The following is a 16041-nucleotide window of genomic DNA, read 5'->3' as shown; positions in this document are numbered from 1 at the left end:
TCGTCGTGACGCAAAGGCTGCTCCCGGCTTCCAACGGAGTTCCGGTCTCATGGATACGTCCAGCATCAACGCCCAAAGCATTTTCGACGACAACGCCGCCGCTCTTAAGCTCAGCTGGCTCACCGGGCATGAAGGCTGGGAACGCGGCTTTTCGAGCGAGACGGTCGCCAACGCGACGTCGAGCGCCGACCTCGTCGGTCACCTGAACCTGATTCACCCGAACCGTATCCAGGTGCTCGGCGACGCCGAGATCAACTACTACCAGCGCCAGTCCGACGAAGACCGCTCGCGCCACATGGCCGAGCTGATCGCGCTCGAGCCGCCGTTTCTAGTCGTCGCGGGCGAAGTGGGCGCGCCGCCGGAGCTCGTTCTGCGCTGCACGCGCTCGTCGACGCCGCTCTTCACGACGCGCATGTCGGCGGCGGCCGTTATCGACAGCCTGCGCGCGTACATGTCGCGCATTCTCGCGCCGCGCGCGACGCTGCACGGCGTGTTCATCGACATCCTCGGGATGGGCGTGCTGCTCACCGGCGACTCCGGTCTCGGCAAGAGCGAGCTCGGTCTGGAGCTCATCAGCCGCGGCCACGGACTCGTCGCAGACGACGCCGTCGATTTCGTGCGCCTCGGCCCCGATTTCGTCGAAGGCCGCTGTCCGCCGCTGCTGCAAAATCTGCTCGAAGTGCGCGGCCTCGGACTGCTCGACATCAAGACGATCTTCGGTGAAACCGCCGTGCGCCGGAAGATGAAGCTCAAGCTGATCGTGCAACTCGTGCGCCGGCCGGACGGCGAATTCCAGCGCCTGCCGCTGGAAAGCCAGACCGTCGACGTGCTCGGCCTGCCGATCAGCAAGGTGACGATTCAGGTCGCCGCGGGCCGCAACCTCGCCGTGCTCGTCGAGGCCGCGGTGCGCAACACGATTCTGCAACTGCGCGGCATCGATACCTTGCGCGACTTCATGGATCGCCAACGCCTTGCGATGCAGGATCCCGACAGCCAGTTTCCCGGCAAGCTGATCTGATCGCGCGCCGAAACGAATCGGGCGCAGGTGCTAAGCTTAGGAAAAGCGAATTTCCCGAGACCCATGCGTATCATCCTGATCACCGGCATCTCCGGTTCCGGCAAGTCCGTTGCGCTGAACGCGCTTGAAGACGGCGGCTACTATTGCGTCGACAACCTGCCGCCGCGCTTTCTGCCCGAACTCGCCGACTATCTCGCGAAAGAAGGCCAGACGCGCCTCGCCGTCGCGATCGACGCGCGTTCGAGTCTCTCGCTCGATGAAGTGCCGTCCATCATCGACAAGCTCTCGAAGGACTTCGATCTGCGCGTGCTGTTCCTCAACGCGAGCACGCAGTCGCTGATCCAGCGTTTCTCCGAGACGCGCCGGCGTCATCCGCTGTCGGGCCCGCCGATGCGCGAAGCCGATGTCGGCGTGCTGAACTCGCTCGCCGAAGCGATCGAACGCGAGCGCGAACTGGTCGCGGGCCTCGCGGAATACGGCCATCAGATCGACACGAGCAATTTGCGCGCGAACGTTCTGCGCGCGTGGGTCAAGCGCTTCGTCGAAACCGACGCCGCCGACCTCACGCTGATGTTCGAATCGTTCGGCTTCAAGCGCGGCGTGCCGCTCGACGCCGATCTCGTCTTCGACGTCCGGACGCTGCCCAATCCGTACTACGACCGCGAATTGCGCCCGTTCACGGGCCTCGACAAACCGATCATCGATTTCCTCACCGCGCAGCCGCTGGTCGGCGAGATGATCGACGATATCGGCGCGTTCGTCGGCAAATGGCTGCCGCGTTTTCGCGACGACAACCGCAGCTATCTCACTGTCGCGATCGGCTGCACGGGCGGCCAGCATCGCTCGGTGTTCATCGCGGAGGCGCTCGCCGCGCGCTTTTGCGAGACGGCAAATGTGATCGTGCGGCATCGTGACGCGCCCATCCCCGCCGGGTAGCGCGATCCACACGCGAACCTGATCGCCGCGCCGGCGGTCCATCCTGGAGGGACGCGATGTCCGCGAATCCTGTTCTGGCCGACTTGCCGCTGTTTCCGCTTCACACCGTGCTTTTTCCCGGCGGCCTGCTGCCGCTCAAGATATTCGAGGCACGCTATCTGGACATGGCGCGCGAGTGTCTGCGCGAGCAGACGCCGTTCGGCGTGTGCCTGCTCAAGAGCGGGCACGAAGTCGCCTCGCCGGGCGATCCGTCGGTGCCGGAAAGCATCGGCTGCCTGGCTGAAATCGCGGAATGCGATGTCGATACCTTCGGTCTCCTGCTCGTGCAGGCACGCGGAACCGATCGTTTCCGGCTCACCGATCATCGTGTCGAGCCGAGCAATCTGATCGTCGGCACGGCCGAGTTGCTGGGTGAAGATCAGCCACTGCAGGGCGCCGAGGCGCTCGCGAAATTCGGCGCGTGCGCAGAAGTGCTGGAGCGCATCATCGACACGATCAAGGAACGCGAGCCGCAGAATCTGCCCTTCGTCGAACCCTTTCTATACGACGATCCCACCTGGGTCTCCAACCGCCTCGCCGAAATCCTGCCGATCCCGATGCGCGCACGCCAGAAGCTCATGGAGTTGATGGACGCCGGCGCGCGCATCGACGTCGTGCATCACTACATGCAGCATCATCAACTGCTTTAGAGGAGCGTGCCTGTCAGCGCGTCGAGCAGCTTGCGCACTGGCGCGGGCACACCATAGGCGTCGATCTTCGCGAGCGACGCCCAGACGGTTTCGAGGTCCATCAAGTCGCGCGGCGCCTGGCGCGCCTCGCCGAGCCGCGGCTCGATATCCAGCTTGAAGTGCGTGAATGCGTGCGACATCGGCGCGAGTCGCTGCAGATGTTCATCGGCGCCGAGACGCTGCGCGACTTGCGCTAGCGCGGCTTCGTCCGCCGCTTCGGGCAGGCTCCACAATCCGCCCCATATTCCGATCGACGGACGCTTCTGCAGCAGGATCGAATCGCCGTCCCTCAGGACCAGCATCCATGTCTTGCGCGTCGGCACGGCTTTCTTCGGGCGCGCGGCGGGCAACTCGCGCTGACGCCCTTCGACCTTCGCCACGCAATCCGATGCGAACGGACAGCGCGCGCAGTCCGGCTTGCCGCGCACGCACAGCGTCGCGCCGAGGTCCATCAGGCCTTGCGTGTAAGCGGTCACATCGTTGTTGTTCGCGGCTTCCGGCAAGAGCGATTCCGCGAGCGTCCACATCGCCTTCTCGACTTTCTTCTCGCCCGGAAAACCTTCGACGCCGAATACGCGCGCGAGCACGCGCTTCACATTGCCGTCGAGGATCGTCGCGCGTGCGCCGAACGCGAACGACGCGATCGCCGCTGCCGTCGATCGTCCGATGCCCGGCAGCAGCGCGAGTTCGTCGACGGTCTGCGGAAACGCGCCACCGTGCTCGTGCGCGACGGCCTGCGCGCAGCGGTGCAGATTGCGCGCGCGCGAGTAGTAACCGAGCCCGGCCCAGAGCGCCATGACGTCGTCGATGGGCGCATCGGCGAGCGCCGATACCGTCGGAAAGCGTTCGAGAAATCGCGCGTAGTACGGAATGACGGTGGAAACCTGCGTCTGCTGCAGCATGATCTCCGACAGCCAGATGCGGTAAGCATCGCGCGTGTTCTGCCACGGCAGGTCGTGACGGCCGTGAATGCGTTGCCACGCGATGAGGCGCGACGAAAAATCGGTGAGAGCGAGCATCGGATATTAGCGTTGGCAGCGCGGGCAGAAGTACGTCGAGCGCTGTCCCTGGACGATTTGCCTGATCGCCGTGCCGCAGACGTGGCACGGCAGGCCCGCGCGATCATAGACGAAATAGTCGAGCTGGAAGTAGCCCGACTCGCCGTTGCTGCCGACGAAATCGCGCAGCGTGCTGCCGCCCTTGTCGATGGCGGCGGCGAGCGTCACGCGCACGGCGTCCGCGAGCAGGTCATAGCGCACGAGAGAGATGCGCCCGGCGGCGGTCGTCGGCCGGATGCCCGCGCGAAAGAGGCTCTCCGACGCATAGATATTGCCGACGCCCACCACGATCCCGCCCGCGAGCAGCGCCTGTTTCACCGACACCTTGCGCCCGCGCGTCTCGCGGAACAGCAGCGCGCCCGAAAACTCCGGCGAAAACGGCTCGACGCCGAGGCTCGCGAGCAGCGGATGTTCGAGCACGTCGCCGTCCGAGCGCGGATGCCAGAGAATCGCACCGAATCGGCGCGGATCGCGAAAACGGAGAATGAAATCGTCGAACACGATATCGACGTGATCGTGCTTCGCCGCCTCGGGCGGCTGCGGCACATGCCGCAGCACCCGCAGCGTGCCGGTCATGCCGAGATGGACGATCAGCCAGCCTTCGACGGTTTCGAACAGCAGATACTTCCCGCGCCGCTCTACTTTGTCGATTTTCAGATGGCCGAGCGTCTTCGGAAGATGCTTCGGGATGGGCCAGCGCAGCGCGGGCGTACGCACGTCGACGTGCTCGACGCGCCGTCCGGCGACATAGGGTTCGATTCCGCGGCGAGTGACTTCGACTTCCGGCAGTTCGGGCATTTTTCTGGAGAGAGACTTGCTCTGGCGTTTGTGCCGGTATTTTAGCGACCGCGTTACAATCGACTGAAACATCGTCTGGATTTCCATGAACTCGTTCGTCATGAAGCTGTTTGCGAAGCGTCAGTCCAGTTCGACGCATTCGTTCGCCATGCCAATGTCGCGAATCGCCGGCGCCGTTGCGCTCGCGATGGCCGCGCTCGCGTTCGCGCCCGCGCACGCCCAGGCGCAGAACGCCACGCCCGTTCCGAGCGCCGACGATCAGGCCGACGCGCAAAACGCCGCCGATCTGCTGACCGCGCCCGTCAGCGGCGCGGAGACACAGGATCTGCCGAATGTGACAATGTCGAGCCAGATCGTGTTCCAGGTTCTGGCGGCCGAAGTCGCATTGCAGCGCGGCCAGCCCGCGCCCGCATTCCAGACCTATCTCGCGCTCGCCCGCGACACGCACGATCCGCGTTTCGCGCAGCGCGCGACTGAAATCGCGATCGCCGCGCAAAGCCCGAACGACGCGCTCACGTCGGCGCAGCTCTGGCAGCAGTTCGCGCCGCATTCCGATCGCGCGGCGCAGTTGAGCGCATCGCTGCTAATCGTCGGCGGCAAGCCCGAAGACGCGAAGCCGACGCTCGAACGCGAACTCGCGAAGGTGGCGCCGGACCAGCGCGGCGACGCCATACTTTCTCTTCAGACCTTACTCGCGCGCGGGCCGAATCGTGTCGGTGGCCTGAACGTGCTCAAGGACCTGACGCAAAACGATCAGAACCGGCCCGAAGCGCAACTCGCGCTCGCACGTCAGCAGCTCGTCGCGGATGATCCGCCGGGCGCGAAGGCATCGCTCGAAAAGGCGTTGCAACTCAAGCCGGACTACCTGCCCGCCGCGCTGACGCTTGCGCGCATGGGCCCGGAAGAGCGCAAGGAAGGCATCGCGTCGTTCGAGAAATACGTCGACAAGAATCCGAAATCGCATGACGCGCGGCTCGCGCTCGCGCAGTTGTATCTGTCCGCCGACAGGCTCGACGACGCGCAGAAGCAGTTCGAGATCATGCGCAAGAACGACCCGAAGGACCTGACGCCGTTGATGGCGCTCGCGCTCATCAACATCCAGAAAAAGCAGTTCGACAAGGCGCAGGACTTCTTGAACCAATACGCGAAGGCGGCGGAAAACACGCCGGGCGCGGATCCTGGTCAGGCCTATATCTATCTCGCGCAACTGGCGCTGGAACAAAAGAACGACGACGCCGCGAGCCAGTGGCTCGACAAGATTCCGCGCACGAGCCAGCAGTATTTGCCTGCGCAGATCACGCGCGCGCAACTGCTCGCGAAGCAAGGCAAGGTCGACGATGCACGCGCGCTGATCGGCAATCTGCAAAGCTCGGATCCGCGCGATCTGGCGCTGCTCGCACGCACCGATTCGGCGATTCTTTTCGAGGCGCATCGCTACAAGGAAGCGGAGGCGAATCTCGCGAAGGCGGTCGCCGCGTTCCCCGACGATCCCGATCTGACGTACGACTACGCAATGGCCGCCGAGAAGAACGGTCACTACGACGTCATGGAAACGCAGCTTCGCACTTTGATGCGGACGCAGCCGAACAACCCGCAAGCGTACAACGCGCTGGGCTATTCGCTCGTCGATCGCAATCAGCGGCTCGACGAAGCGGTGAAGCTGATCGAACGAGCGGTTTCGCTCGCCCCGAACGACGCGTTCATCATGGATAGTCTCGGCTGGGCGCGCTTCCGTCAGGGCAATGCGGCCGAGGCGGAGAAGATCCTCAAGAACGCCTACAACCTTCAGCCGAACGCCGAAATCGGCGCGCATCTGGGCGAGGTGCAGTGGAAGTCAGGGCAGCAGGATCAGGCGCGCGCCACATGGCGGCAAGCGCAGAAGCTCGAACCTGACAACGACACGCTCGTCAAAACGCTGAAACGACTTCAGGTGAACGACCTTTGATCGCATTCGATTCATTCGCCGGCGCATCGCTTCGACGTGGCGCGCTCGGCATCGCGGCGGCCGCCGCGCTGGTAATGTCCGGTTGCGCGCTGGAACCGCGCGTTCCCACGACGACGAACGCATCCACGTCGCTCGCGACGCAGACGAGCCGCATGTATCACGGACGCTTCGCCGTGCAGTACAACGACCAGAACGGCACGCCGCGCAACGCCTACGGCAATTTCGACTGGCAGGAGACAGGCGACACCGTCACGCTGCAGTTGCGCAATCCCCTCGGCCAGACGATGGCGATCGTGACTTCATCGCCGTCGCTCGCGACGCTCGAATTGCCGAACCGGCAACCCGTCAGCGCCGACAACGTATCTCAACTCATGCAGAACACGCTCGGCTTCGCGCTGCCGGTCGAAGGGTTGCGCTACTGGCTCCAGCCGTCGGCCGCGCCTAGCTCGCGTGCACAGACCACGCTCGATCCGGGCGCGGACAACGGCCGTCCGAAAGAAATCAAGCAGGACGGATGGACGATCGACTATCTCGCCTATGCCGACGCGCCGGGAACCGGCGTGAAGCGCGTGAATCTCACGCGCAGCGAACCGCCGCTCGACATCAAGCTCGTGCTCGATCAATAACTCAGCCGCTTTCGGTTCAAAGCATCACGCATGTCCTCATCGAACGAAACGCTTCGTGACTGCCTCGCGCCCGCGAAGCTGAATCTTTTCCTGCACATCACGGGCCGCCGTCCGGATGGCTACCATTCGCTGCAGACCGTTTTCCAGTTGCTCGACTGGGGCGACCATCTGCACTTCAGGCGTCGCGACGACGGCGTCATCATGCGCAAGACCGACGTGCCGGGCGTGCCCGAAGAACACGATCTCGTCGTGCGGGCCGCACGTTCGCTCCAGCAGCACACGCGGACGAAGTTCGGCGCGGAGATCGAGATCGACAAGCGTTTGCCAATGGGCGCGGGCCTCGGCGGAGGCAGTTCCGACGCGGCGACAACTCTTTTAGCGTTAAATCGTCTCTGGGGTGTTGATCTTTCGCGTGAGATTCTGCAGAATCTCGGCCTGCAACTCGGCGCGGACGTGCCGTTTTTTGTCTTCGGGCAAAATGCTTTCGCAGAAGGTGTAGGTGAGGCGCTCCAGGCAGTCGATCTGCCGAAACGTTTCTTCCTCGTAGTAACGCCTGATGCTCACGTCCCCACCGCGGCGATTTTCTCCGAAAAAAGCTTGACACGGGATACGAAAGTCGTCACAATGATGGACTTTCTTGCACAGCAAAGGTCAGACACAAACTGGCCAGACAGCTTCGGTCGAAACGACATGCAGGCTGTGGTTGCAGGAAAGTACGCGGAAGTTGCAAAGGTGCTCGAGTGGTTTTCCAATCTCGCACCGGCGCGAATGACCGGATCTGGAGCAAGCGTGTTTGCCGCTTTCGCCAGCCGAGCCGAAGCAGAAATGGCGCAAGCCAAACTGCCGGCAAGCTGGAAGAGTGTGGTAACGGCAAGTCTGGATTCTCATCCTCTCTTCGCTTTCGCGTCATAGGTTTCGTTTTGCCGGGTATGTCCTACACTTCCCGGCGAGACTCAGAGTTGTGTAGGGGAGTCGCCAAGTTGGTCAAGGCACCGGATTTTGATTCCGGCATGCGAGGGTTCGAGTCCTTCCTCCCCTGCCATTCCTTTTCTCGCGTTTTTCCTCTCGCCTCCAGCCGCAGACAGGTGCACGATGAGCAGTGACGGCCTGATGGTTTTTACTGGCAACGCTAATCCCGCGCTTGCACAGGAAGTCGTCAAAATCCTTGGTATTCCTCTCGGCAAAGCGATGGTCAGCCGCTTCTCAGACGGCGAGATCATGGTCGAGATTCAGGAAAACGTTCGGGGCAAAGACGTATTCGTTCTGCAGTCCACCTGCGCTCCCACGAACGACAACCTGATGGAACTGATGATCATGGTCGATGCGCTCAAGCGCGCATCCGCAGGCCGGATCACCGCAGCCATCCCCTACTTCGGCTATGCGCGCCAGGACCGCCGTCCGCGTTCCGCGCGAGTGGCCATCTCGGCGAAGGTCGTCGCGAACATGCTGGAAATTGCCGGCGTCGATCGCGTGATCACCATGGACCTTCACGCCGACCAGATTCAAGGCTTCTTCGACATCCCCGTCGACAACATCTACGCAACACCCGTTCTTCTCGGCGATCTGCGCAAGCAGAACCATGACCATCTGCTGGTCGTGTCGCCGGACGTCGGCGGCGTGGTGCGCGCGCGTGCGCTCGCCAAGCAGTTGAACACGGACCTCGCGATCATCGACAAGCGCCGTCCGAAGGCGAATGTCGCTGAAGTGATGAACATCATCGGTGAAGTGGAAGGCCGCACCTGCGTCATCATGGATGACATGGTCGACACCGCCGGCACGCTGTGCAAGGCCGCGCAAGTATTGAAGGATCGTGGCGCGAAACAGGTTTTCGCATACGCGACGCACCCCGTTCTGTCGGGCGGCGCGGCGGCGCGCATCACGGCGTCGGAGCTGGACGAACTCGTCGTCACGGACACGATTCCCCTTTCGGCCGAATCGCTCGCGTGCGCGAAGATCCGTCCGCTGTCGAGCGCGGGTTTGCTCGCGGAGACGTTCTCCCGAATCCGGCGCGGCGACTCGGTGATGTCGCTCTTCGCCGAAGGTTAATCAGAATCGAGCAAGGAACGCGAAGCAGAGGCTTCGCGTTTTTGCATGATCGGCGCGAACGGACGAAGGTTCGCGTCGCTTGTTGTGGGATCACCCGTTTTCGATGATCCCGGTTTCCCTGCCTGGTCGCGGGCAGATATAGGAGTCGAATATGAAAGTCGTCGCTTTCGAGCGTAGCAAGCAAGGTACGGGTGCGAGCCGCCGCCTGCGTAACTCGGGCAAGACCCCGGGTATCGTGTACGGCGGTGAAACGGACGTTCAACTGGTCGAACTCGACCACAACGCCCTGTGGCACGCCCTGAAGAAAGAAGTTTTCCACTCGTCGATTCTCGACCTGGAAGTGGCCGGCAAGTCGCAACAAGTTCTGCTGCGCGACGTGCAATACCACCCGTTCAAGCAGCTCGTGCTGCACGTGGACTTCCAGCGCGTCGACGCGAAGAAGAAGCTGCACACCAAGGTGCCGCTGCATTTCATGAACCAGGAAACCAACCCGGCCGTGAAGCTGTCGGGCGCGGTGATCTCGCACGTCGTGACGGAACTGGAAGTGGAATGCCTGCCGGCAGACCTGCCTGAGTTCCTGGAAATCGATCTGGCGAAGATCGAAGCCGGCCAGACGATGCACGCGAAGGACATCCCGCTGCCGAAGGGCGTGAGCCTGACGATCTCCGTCGAGGCGGAAAATCCGGTGGTGGCTTCGGCGACCATTCCGGCTGCCGTCGTGTCGGAAGGGACTGGCGAAGCTGAAGGCGACAAGCCGGCAGCCGAGTAAGCACGCGGAATATCGCTATCCTCTCGATCCGTTCGCAAGAACGGTCGACGTGACCCGCCGGCGCGCAAGCCCCGGCGGGTTTTTTTTCGTTCTACAAGACTCGACATGATCAAGCTGATCGTCGGCCTGGGCAATCCGGGCGCCGAATACACGGCGACGCGGCATAACGCGGGCTTCTGGTTCGTCGACCAGTTCGCACGCGACGCCGGCGCCACGTTGCGCGAAGAGCGCCGTTTCCACGGTTTCTACGGCAAGGGACGTCTGCACGGCCACGAAGTGCATCTGCTCGAACCGCAGACGTTCATGAATCGCTCAGGGCAATCGGTCGTTGCGCTCGCGCAGTTCTTCAAGATTCTCCCCGACGAAATTCTCGTCGCGCACGACGAACTCGATCTTCCGCCCGGCACCGTCAAGATGAAGCTCGGCGGCGGCAGCGGCGGCCACAACGGCCTCAAGGACATCTCCGCGCATCTTTCGTCGCAGCAGTACTGGCGGCTGCGCATCGGGATCGGGCATCCGCGTGATCTGATTCCCGAAGGCGCGCGCGCGGGCGCGAAACCCGATGTCGCGAACTTCGTCCTCAAGCCGCCGCGCCGCGAGGAACAGGACGCGATCGATCAGTCGATCGAGCGCGCGCTCGCCGTGATGCCGTTCGTCGTCGCAGGCGAAACCGAGCGTGCGATGATGAACCTGCACCGCAATTCTTGATTTGGAGCCGACAGTGAGCCGTTTCTGGAGCGATATCGTCCATCGTCTGACGCCGTATGTGCCGGGCGAGCAGCCCGCGCTGGCGCATCCCGTCAAGCTGAACACCAACGAGAATCCGTATCCGCCGTCGCCGCGCGTCGTCGATGCAATCCGCCACGAGCTCGGCGCGGACGGCGCGTCGCTGCGCAAATATCCGGATCCGACCGCGCGTGCATTGCGCGAGGCCGTCGCGAACCATCACGGATTGCGCATCGAGCAGGTTTTCGCGGGCAACGGTTCGGACGAAGTGCTCGCGCACGCGTTCCAGGCGCTGCTCAGGCACGACAAGCCGATCCGCTTTCCCGACATAACCTACAGCTTTTATCCCGTGTACGCGCAGCTTTACGGCGTCGAATACGAGACCGTGCCGCTGAACGCCGATTTCGCCATCGATGTCGACGATTACCGCGCGCCATCCGGCGGCGTGCTGCTGCCGAATCCGAATGCGCCGACGGGCCGCGCCCTGCCGCTGTCGGAAATCGAAGTGCTGCTGAAGGCGAATCCGGATGCACCCGTCATCATCGATGAAGCGTATGTGGACTTCGGCGCGGAATCGGCCGTGAATCTGATCGACGCCTATCCGAACCTGCTCGTCGTGCAGACGACGTCGAAAGCGCGTTCGCTGGCGGGTATGCGCGTCGGCTTTGCGTTCGGCGATCCGGCGCTCATCGAGGCGCTCACGCGCGTGAAGGACAGCTTCAATTCGTATCCGCTCGACCGCCTCGCGCAAGTCGCGGCAATCGCGTCGTACGAAGATCAGGCGTGGTTCGAGGAAGGTTGCGCGAAGGTGATCGCGAGCCGCGAGAAGTTGAGCGCGCAGCTACAGACGCTTGGATTCGATGTCGTTCCGTCCGCAGCCAACTTCGTCTTCGCGAAACATCCCGCGCACGATGCCGCGACGCTCGCCGCGGCGCTAAAGTCGAAGGAAATTTTCGTGCGCCACTTCAAACTGCCGCGCATCGATCAGCATCTGCGCATTTCCATCGGCACGCCGGCCGAATGCGATGCGCTCGTCGCTGCATTGACGGATATCGTCGCTTAGGAATTGCCCTTCGCGGCCATCAGCGCGTGGTACTTGGCCATCAACTGTTCGGGCGATTCGGCGTGCGCAGGATCGCGCGGAATGCATTCCACCGGGCACACTTGCTGGCACTGCGGCTCGTCGAAATGGCCGACGCATTCCGTGCATTTGTTCGGGTCGATGACGTAAATCTCGGGACCCATCGAAATTGCGTCGTTCGGGCACTCGGGCTCGCAAACGTCGCAGTTGATGCACTCGTCGGTAATGATCAGGGACATGCTTCACTCTCTTCTTGCCGGATGGCTTCCGGCATAAACCCGCGCACCTTCGCAGATAAGTGCGCGGGCCCGGCGTCTCAAGGCGCCGCCGGATCTTTCTGCGTCTGCTCGCCGACCTTGTCCATCAACCGCTTTTCCACCGACGGGAACACGAACTTGCTCACGTCGCCGCCAAGCTGCGCGATCTCGCGCACGATGGTGCCGGAGATGAACTGATATTGATCGGACGGCGTCATGAACATCGTCTCGACATCGGGCAGCAGATAGCGGTTCATCCCGGCCATCTGGAATTCATACTCGAAATCGGAGACGGCGCGCAATCCGCGCACGATCACGCGCGCGTTGTTCTTACGCACGAAATCCTTCAATAGCCCGGTGAAACTGCTCACCTGCACGTTCGGATAATGCCCGAGGACCTCGTGCGCGATATCGAGCCGTTCCTGCAGCGAGAAAAACGGCTTCTTCGCGCGGCTGTCCGCGACGCCCACGACGAGCTGATCGAAAATGCTCGATGCGCGCCGCACGATGTCTTCATGCCCGCGGGTGAGCGGGTCGAACGTACCCGGATACACGGCGACAACCATGAGCTTCTCCTCTTCTATTTACACTGGGCCGCGTGGCTGCGACGACCAGCTCTGCCTCGTTTCCCGCGAAATCGGCTGCGTCGAAATCGGGAACGCGCATTATTCCTCATTTTCGCGGCGCAGCAAATGATAGCGGACGGCGCCCGCCTTGCCCTCGCGCACGACGCTCCAGCCGGGGAGCGCATCGATGCCGGACATGTCCAGCGCATCGCCGCATTCGACGTAAATCGCGCCATCGGGCGAAGCGAGCGGCGCCGTCAGTTCGAGCGCGCGCAATAGCAACGCGTGATCGCCGAAAGGCGGATCGAGAAAGATCACGTCGAACGAACCGGGCGCGAGGCTCGCGACGAGCCGCAGCGCATCGGCCTCCGCGATCTCGATGTTGCGCGCGCCGAGCTTGGCCTGATTCGCGCGGATCTGAGCGGCCGCCTTCGCGCTTCGTTCGATCATCAGCACGCGCGCCGCGCCGCGCGACGCGGCTTCGAAACCGAGCGCGCCGCTACCGGCGAACATGTCGAGACAACGTTGTCCGGAGAGATCCTGGCCGAGCCAGTTGAAGAGGGTCTCACGCACGCGATCCGGCGTGGGCCGAAGGCCATCGAGATCGAGCACGGGCAGCGGCGTGCGCTTCCAGTCTCCGCCGATGATGCGGATCGTGTGCGGTTTGCCGCCGCGCGATGGCGTGTGGCTGGTCAGGGCGGAGCGGGTAGCGGACGAGCGAGGCATAAAAGGAAGGTGGGAATCGGGCGCGCCGGGCGTGTTTTTGCTTGAGATCGGATGGCGCGAGCAATGAAAGCCAACGTTACCACACGCACGCCATGACGGGAGCCGCACGGGCGCGCACGGCAGCGCCTGATAAAATATGCCGCTTCCATCCCATCGCGCGGGCCTCGCGCAAAAACGACTCGAAAGCGCGCACAGGGCCATCGGATCACGCGCGCATCATCGTCACACATCCATGTTCAGCTTCTTCAAGAAATTCAAAAAGCCGGCTGATGCGCCGCTCGACGCGCCTCAGGACGAATCCGTCGAGGCGGCCGAAGACGAAGAAATCTCCGACGCCGAGCTGGAACGTCAGGCGCTTTCCGCCGAAACGCCGTCGGAGGAAGTGCAGCCGGAGGAACCGGCGCCCGCGGAACCCGTCGCTCCCGCTGCGCCCACGCCGCCCGCCGCACCGCCCTCGGAGGAATCGAAGGAATACTGGCAAGGGCGCACGCAATCGCAATGGGCGCGCGGCCCAGAGACGGATCAGGCGAGCGAGGAAGTCGTGCCGCCGCCGACGCTCGATGCGGCCGCGAAAAAATCGTGGATCTCGCGTCTGCGGCACGGTCTTTCGAAGACGAGCTCCAATCTGACGGGGATTTTCGTCAGCGCGAAGATCGACGAGGATCTCTACGAAGAGCTCGAAACCGCGCTGCTCATGTCCGACGCCGGCGTCGATGCAACGGAATTCCTGCTCGAATCACTGCGCGAGAAGGTGCGCGCGGAACGCCTGACGGACGCCTCGCAGGTCAAGAAGGCGCTGCGCGAACTGCTCGTCGATCTGCTGCGCCCGCTCGAGAAATCGCTGATGCTCGGACGCGCGCAACCGCTCGTCATCATGATCGCGGGCGTGAACGGCGTCGGCAAGACGACGAGCATCGGCAAGCTGGCGAAGCATTTGCAGCGCTTCAATCAGTCGGTGATGCTCGCCGCCGGCGACACGTTCCGCGCCGCCGCGCGCGAACAGCTGACGGTCTGGGGCGAGCGCAACAACGTGACGGTGATCGCGCAGGAAAGCGGCGACGCCGCCGCCGTGATCTACGACGCGGTCGGCGCGGCGCGCGCACGCAAGATCGACGTGATGATGGCCGACACCGCCGGACGTCTGCCGACGCAATTGCATCTGATGGAAGAGCTGCGCAAGGTGCGCCGCGTGATCGCGAAGGCAATGCCCGATGCGCCGCACGAAGTGCTGCTCGTCATCGACGCGAACACGGGTCAGAACGCGCTCGCGCAGGTCAAGGCGTTCGACGACGCGCTCGGTCTCACCGGCCTCGTCGTCACGAAACTCGACGGCACCGCGAAGGGCGGCATTCTCGCGGCCATCGCGCGTCAGCGGCCGGTGCCGGTGTATTTCATCGGCGTGGGAGAGAAAGTCGAGGACTTGCAGCCGTTCAGCGCCGAAGAATTCGCCGACGCGTTGCTCGGCTGAACGTGAAACGAGCGCCCGCGTGGCGCTCTTTTTTATCGCGCGAAGAGCAAGGAAGCCGCGATCCACCACATCACGCAGCCGACGATCACATCGAGCACGCGCCACGACACGTCTTTCTCGAACCACGGTTCCAGAAGACGCGCGCCGTAGCCGAGCGCCGTGAACCAGACGATCGACGAAGACATCGCGCCGGCCGCGAACCACGCGTCGCCCGGCCAGCCGCGTTGCGCGCCGATGCCGCCGAGCAGCACGACGGTATCGAGATAAACGTGCGGATTGAGCAGCGACAAGGCGAGCACCGTGGATGCCGCGCCCACCGCCGTCTGCGAATCGCCATCCGATGCGTCCAGATGCCCCGGCCCGCGCCACGCCGCGATGAACGCGCGCAAGCCGTACAGGAACACGAAGATCGCGCCGGCCCAGCGGATCACGTCGAGCAGGACGGGCGCACGCGAAATGAGCGCCCCCATGCCGCCGACGCCGAGCCCGATCAACATCACGTCGATGAACGCGCAGATCGACACGACGATTCCTACGTGACGTCGCTTCAAACCCTGCCGCAACACGAAGGCGTTCTGCGCGCCGATCGCGACGATCAGGCTCGCGCCCAATCCCGCCCCCGACAGAAAGCTCGGGAAATCGGCCGTCATTCGGCGTCCGGTTGCTGCGCGGGAGCGGCCCGCGCGAAGGCGTCGATCGTGCTGGCGTGATCGGCGATGCGCGAAATCGTCGGATAAGCGCTCACGTCGATGCCGAAGCGCCGCGCGTTGAACACCTGCGGCACGATGCACAGATCGGCAACGGTCGGCGTGTCGCCGAACGTGAGCGCGCCGACGCGCCTGTCGGCGGCCAGCCGCGTTTCGAGCGACGTGAAACCCATCTCGACCCAATGCCGATACCACGCGTCCTTCACGTCATCCGGCACCTTCACCTGATGCTTCAGGTACTTGAGCACGCGCAAATTGTCGAGCGGATGAATCTCGCACGCGACCTGCATCGCGACCGAACGCACGAAGGCGCGATCGGACGGATTCTTCGGCAGGAGCGCCGGCTCGGGATGCGTCTCCTCGAGATACTCGATGATCGCGAGCGACTGCGTGAGAACGTCGTCGCCATCGACGAGCGCCGGCACAATGCCGTCCGGATTCACCGCGCGATATTCGGGCTTCAACTGCTGGCCGCCGTCGCGCAGCAAATGCACGCCCTCGTACTCGTAATCGAGCCCCTTCAGATTCAGCGCGATACGCACGCGATACGCCGCCGAGCTGCGGAAATAGCTGTAGAGCTTCATGG

General features: G+C 63.4%; 18 protein-coding genes and 1 tRNA gene. 12 read left to right on the top strand and 7 right to left on the bottom strand.

Features of this window, described 5'->3' with window-relative positions; genetic code table 11:
* The first annotated feature begins 49 nt into the window (after window positions 1-49).
* The 3 genes from hprK (at window position 50) to NCS02_RS01775 (ending at window position 2643) form a co-directional block, all read left to right on the top strand.
* Window positions 50-1018: an HPr(Ser) kinase/phosphatase gene (gene hprK / locus NCS02_RS01785; protein WP_008351692.1), complete on the top strand. Its 969-nt coding sequence runs from the start codon at window positions 50-52 to the stop codon at window positions 1016-1018.
* Between the two features lie 63 nt (window positions 1019-1081).
* Window positions 1082-1954 (top strand): RNase adapter RapZ, encoded by an 873-nt coding sequence (rapZ, locus tag NCS02_RS01780; protein ID WP_008351693.1) that lies wholly within the window; start codon window positions 1082-1084, stop codon window positions 1952-1954.
* Window positions 1955-2010: 56 nt separating this feature from the next.
* The gene (locus tag NCS02_RS01775) at window positions 2011-2643 is read left to right on the top strand and encodes an LON peptidase substrate-binding domain-containing protein (RefSeq protein ID WP_008351694.1); all 633 of its coding nucleotides are present in this window, start codon (window positions 2011-2013) and stop codon (window positions 2641-2643) included.
* Here NCS02_RS01775 and mutY read toward each other — a convergent pair.
* Window positions 2640-3701: an A/G-specific adenine glycosylase gene (gene mutY, locus NCS02_RS01770; RefSeq protein ID WP_034470540.1), complete on the bottom strand. Its 1062-nt coding sequence runs from the start codon at window positions 3699-3701 to the stop codon at window positions 2640-2642. The genes NCS02_RS01775 and mutY overlap by 4 nt on opposite strands.
* Window positions 3702-3707: 6 nt before the next feature.
* Entirely contained in the window at window positions 3708-4538 is an 831-nt protein-coding gene (mutM, locus tag NCS02_RS01765) for a bifunctional DNA-formamidopyrimidine glycosylase/DNA-(apurinic or apyrimidinic site) lyase (RefSeq protein ID WP_008351696.1), read from the bottom strand.
* An 85-nt stretch (window positions 4539-4623) separates the two neighbouring features.
* Between mutM and NCS02_RS01760 the strand changes: the two genes are divergently transcribed.
* From NCS02_RS01760 to hisC, 8 genes are all read left to right on the top strand, one after another.
* A complete protein-coding gene (locus tag NCS02_RS01760; protein WP_175979773.1) occupies window positions 4624-6483 on the top strand; it encodes a tetratricopeptide repeat protein in 1860 nt (619 codons plus the stop codon).
* Window positions 6480-7109 (top strand): lipoprotein insertase outer membrane protein LolB, encoded by a 630-nt coding sequence (gene lolB, locus NCS02_RS01755; protein WP_008351698.1) that lies wholly within the window; start codon window positions 6480-6482, stop codon window positions 7107-7109. The genes NCS02_RS01760 and lolB overlap by 4 nt, the downstream gene beginning before the upstream one ends.
* Before the next feature lie 30 nt (window positions 7110-7139).
* Window positions 7140-8021, top strand: a complete 882-nt coding sequence (gene ispE / locus NCS02_RS01750) for a 4-(cytidine 5'-diphospho)-2-C-methyl-D-erythritol kinase (protein ID WP_250481455.1) — start codon at window positions 7140-7142, stop codon at window positions 8019-8021.
* 53 nt (window positions 8022-8074) lie between these two features.
* A tRNA-Gln gene (locus NCS02_RS01745) sits at window positions 8075-8151 on the top strand.
* Window positions 8152-8201: 50 nt separating this feature from the next.
* Window positions 8202-9155: a ribose-phosphate pyrophosphokinase gene (locus NCS02_RS01740; protein ID WP_008351701.1), complete on the top strand. Its 954-nt coding sequence runs from the start codon at window positions 8202-8204 to the stop codon at window positions 9153-9155.
* Window positions 9156-9306: 151 nt separating this feature from the next.
* A complete protein-coding gene (locus NCS02_RS01735; RefSeq protein WP_034470532.1) occupies window positions 9307-9924 on the top strand; it encodes a 50S ribosomal protein L25/general stress protein Ctc in 618 nt (205 codons plus the stop codon).
* Window positions 9925-10029: 105 nt separating this feature from the next.
* Window positions 10030-10632, top strand: a complete 603-nt coding sequence (gene pth / locus NCS02_RS01730) for an aminoacyl-tRNA hydrolase (RefSeq protein WP_250481454.1) — start codon at window positions 10030-10032, stop codon at window positions 10630-10632.
* Window positions 10633-10645: 13 nt separating this feature from the next.
* On the top strand, window positions 10646-11713 hold the full coding sequence (gene hisC, locus NCS02_RS01725; RefSeq protein WP_250481453.1) for a histidinol-phosphate transaminase: 1068 nt from the start codon (window positions 10646-10648) through the stop codon (window positions 11711-11713).
* Here the strand turns inward: hisC and NCS02_RS01720 are convergent.
* From NCS02_RS01720 to rsmD, 3 genes are all read right to left on the bottom strand, one after another.
* Window positions 11710-11970 carry a YfhL family 4Fe-4S dicluster ferredoxin gene (locus tag NCS02_RS01720; protein WP_008351708.1) on the bottom strand — a complete coding sequence of 87 codons (261 nt, stop codon included), beginning with the start codon at window positions 11968-11970 and terminating at the stop codon, window positions 11710-11712. The genes hisC and NCS02_RS01720 overlap by 4 nt on opposite strands.
* A gap of 77 nt (window positions 11971-12047) precedes the next feature.
* Window positions 12048-12554: a pantetheine-phosphate adenylyltransferase gene (gene coaD, locus NCS02_RS01715; RefSeq protein ID WP_008351711.1), complete on the bottom strand. Its 507-nt coding sequence runs from the start codon at window positions 12552-12554 to the stop codon at window positions 12048-12050.
* 99 nt (window positions 12555-12653) lie between these two features.
* The gene (gene rsmD / locus NCS02_RS01710; RefSeq protein WP_250481452.1) at window positions 12654-13280 is read right to left on the bottom strand and encodes a 16S rRNA (guanine(966)-N(2))-methyltransferase RsmD; all 627 of its coding nucleotides are present in this window, start codon (window positions 13278-13280) and stop codon (window positions 12654-12656) included.
* Between the two features lie 232 nt (window positions 13281-13512).
* Between rsmD and ftsY the strand changes: the two genes are divergently transcribed.
* Window positions 13513-14748, top strand: coding sequence for a signal recognition particle-docking protein FtsY (gene ftsY / locus NCS02_RS01705; RefSeq protein WP_250456619.1), 1236 nt, complete (start codon window positions 13513-13515; stop codon window positions 14746-14748).
* A gap of 32 nt (window positions 14749-14780) precedes the next feature.
* Here ftsY and NCS02_RS01700 read toward each other — a convergent pair whose 3' ends face one another.
* The gene (locus NCS02_RS01700; protein ID WP_008351716.1) at window positions 14781-15398 is read right to left on the bottom strand and encodes a LysE/ArgO family amino acid transporter; all 618 of its coding nucleotides are present in this window, start codon (window positions 15396-15398) and stop codon (window positions 14781-14783) included.
* Entirely contained in the window at window positions 15395-16039 is a 645-nt protein-coding gene (gene maiA, locus NCS02_RS01695) for a maleylacetoacetate isomerase (RefSeq protein WP_008351718.1), read from the bottom strand. The genes NCS02_RS01700 and maiA overlap by 4 nt, the downstream gene beginning before the upstream one ends.
* Window positions 16040-16041 lie beyond the last annotated feature (2 nt).

Origin of the sequence: Caballeronia sp. NCF2, from assembly GCF_023631205.1 — a bacterium.
Lineage (GTDB): Bacteria > Pseudomonadota > Gammaproteobacteria > Burkholderiales > Burkholderiaceae > Caballeronia > Caballeronia zhejiangensis.
The sequence above is the reverse complement of the archived record's forward strand: the minus strand, read 5'-3'. Positions and strand labels throughout refer to the sequence as shown.

Bases quoted from the DNA above. Each gene is read 5' to 3' on its own strand.
- mutY (WP_034470540.1), bottom strand. From the start codon at position 3,701: ATGCTCGCTCTCACCGATTTTTCGTCGCGCCTCATCGCGTGGCAACGC.
- rapZ (WP_008351693.1), top strand. From the start codon at position 1,082: ATGCGTATCATCCTGATCACCGGCATCTCCGGTTCCGGCAAGTCCGTT.
- hprK (WP_008351692.1), top strand. From the start codon at position 50: ATGGATACGTCCAGCATCAACGCCCAAAGCATTTTCGACGACAACGCC.
- mutM (WP_008351696.1), bottom strand. From the start codon at position 4,538: ATGCCCGAACTGCCGGAAGTCGAAGTCACTCGCCGCGGAATCGAACCC.
- NCS02_RS01775 (WP_008351694.1), top strand. From the start codon at position 2,011: ATGTCCGCGAATCCTGTTCTGGCCGACTTGCCGCTGTTTCCGCTTCAC.
- ftsY (WP_250456619.1), top strand. From the start codon at position 13,513: ATGTTCAGCTTCTTCAAGAAATTCAAAAAGCCGGCTGATGCGCCGCTC.
- NCS02_RS01740 (WP_008351701.1), top strand. From the start codon at position 8,202: ATGAGCAGTGACGGCCTGATGGTTTTTACTGGCAACGCTAATCCCGCG.
- maiA (WP_008351718.1), bottom strand. From the start codon at position 16,039: ATGAAGCTCTACAGCTATTTCCGCAGCTCGGCGGCGTATCGCGTGCGT.
- pth (WP_250481454.1), top strand. From the start codon at position 10,030: ATGATCAAGCTGATCGTCGGCCTGGGCAATCCGGGCGCCGAATACACG.
- ispE (WP_250481455.1), top strand. From the start codon at position 7,140: ATGTCCTCATCGAACGAAACGCTTCGTGACTGCCTCGCGCCCGCGAAG.
- NCS02_RS01700 (WP_008351716.1), bottom strand. From the start codon at position 15,398: ATGACGGCCGATTTCCCGAGCTTTCTGTCGGGGGCGGGATTGGGCGCG.
- NCS02_RS01720 (WP_008351708.1), bottom strand. From the start codon at position 11,970: ATGTCCCTGATCATTACCGACGAGTGCATCAACTGCGACGTTTGCGAG.
- coaD (WP_008351711.1), bottom strand. From the start codon at position 12,554: ATGGTTGTCGCCGTGTATCCGGGTACGTTCGACCCGCTCACCCGCGGG.
- NCS02_RS01760 (WP_175979773.1), top strand. From the start codon at position 4,624: ATGAACTCGTTCGTCATGAAGCTGTTTGCGAAGCGTCAGTCCAGTTCG.
- NCS02_RS01735 (WP_034470532.1), top strand. From the start codon at position 9,307: ATGAAAGTCGTCGCTTTCGAGCGTAGCAAGCAAGGTACGGGTGCGAGC.
- rsmD (WP_250481452.1), bottom strand. From the start codon at position 13,280: ATGCCTCGCTCGTCCGCTACCCGCTCCGCCCTGACCAGCCACACGCCA.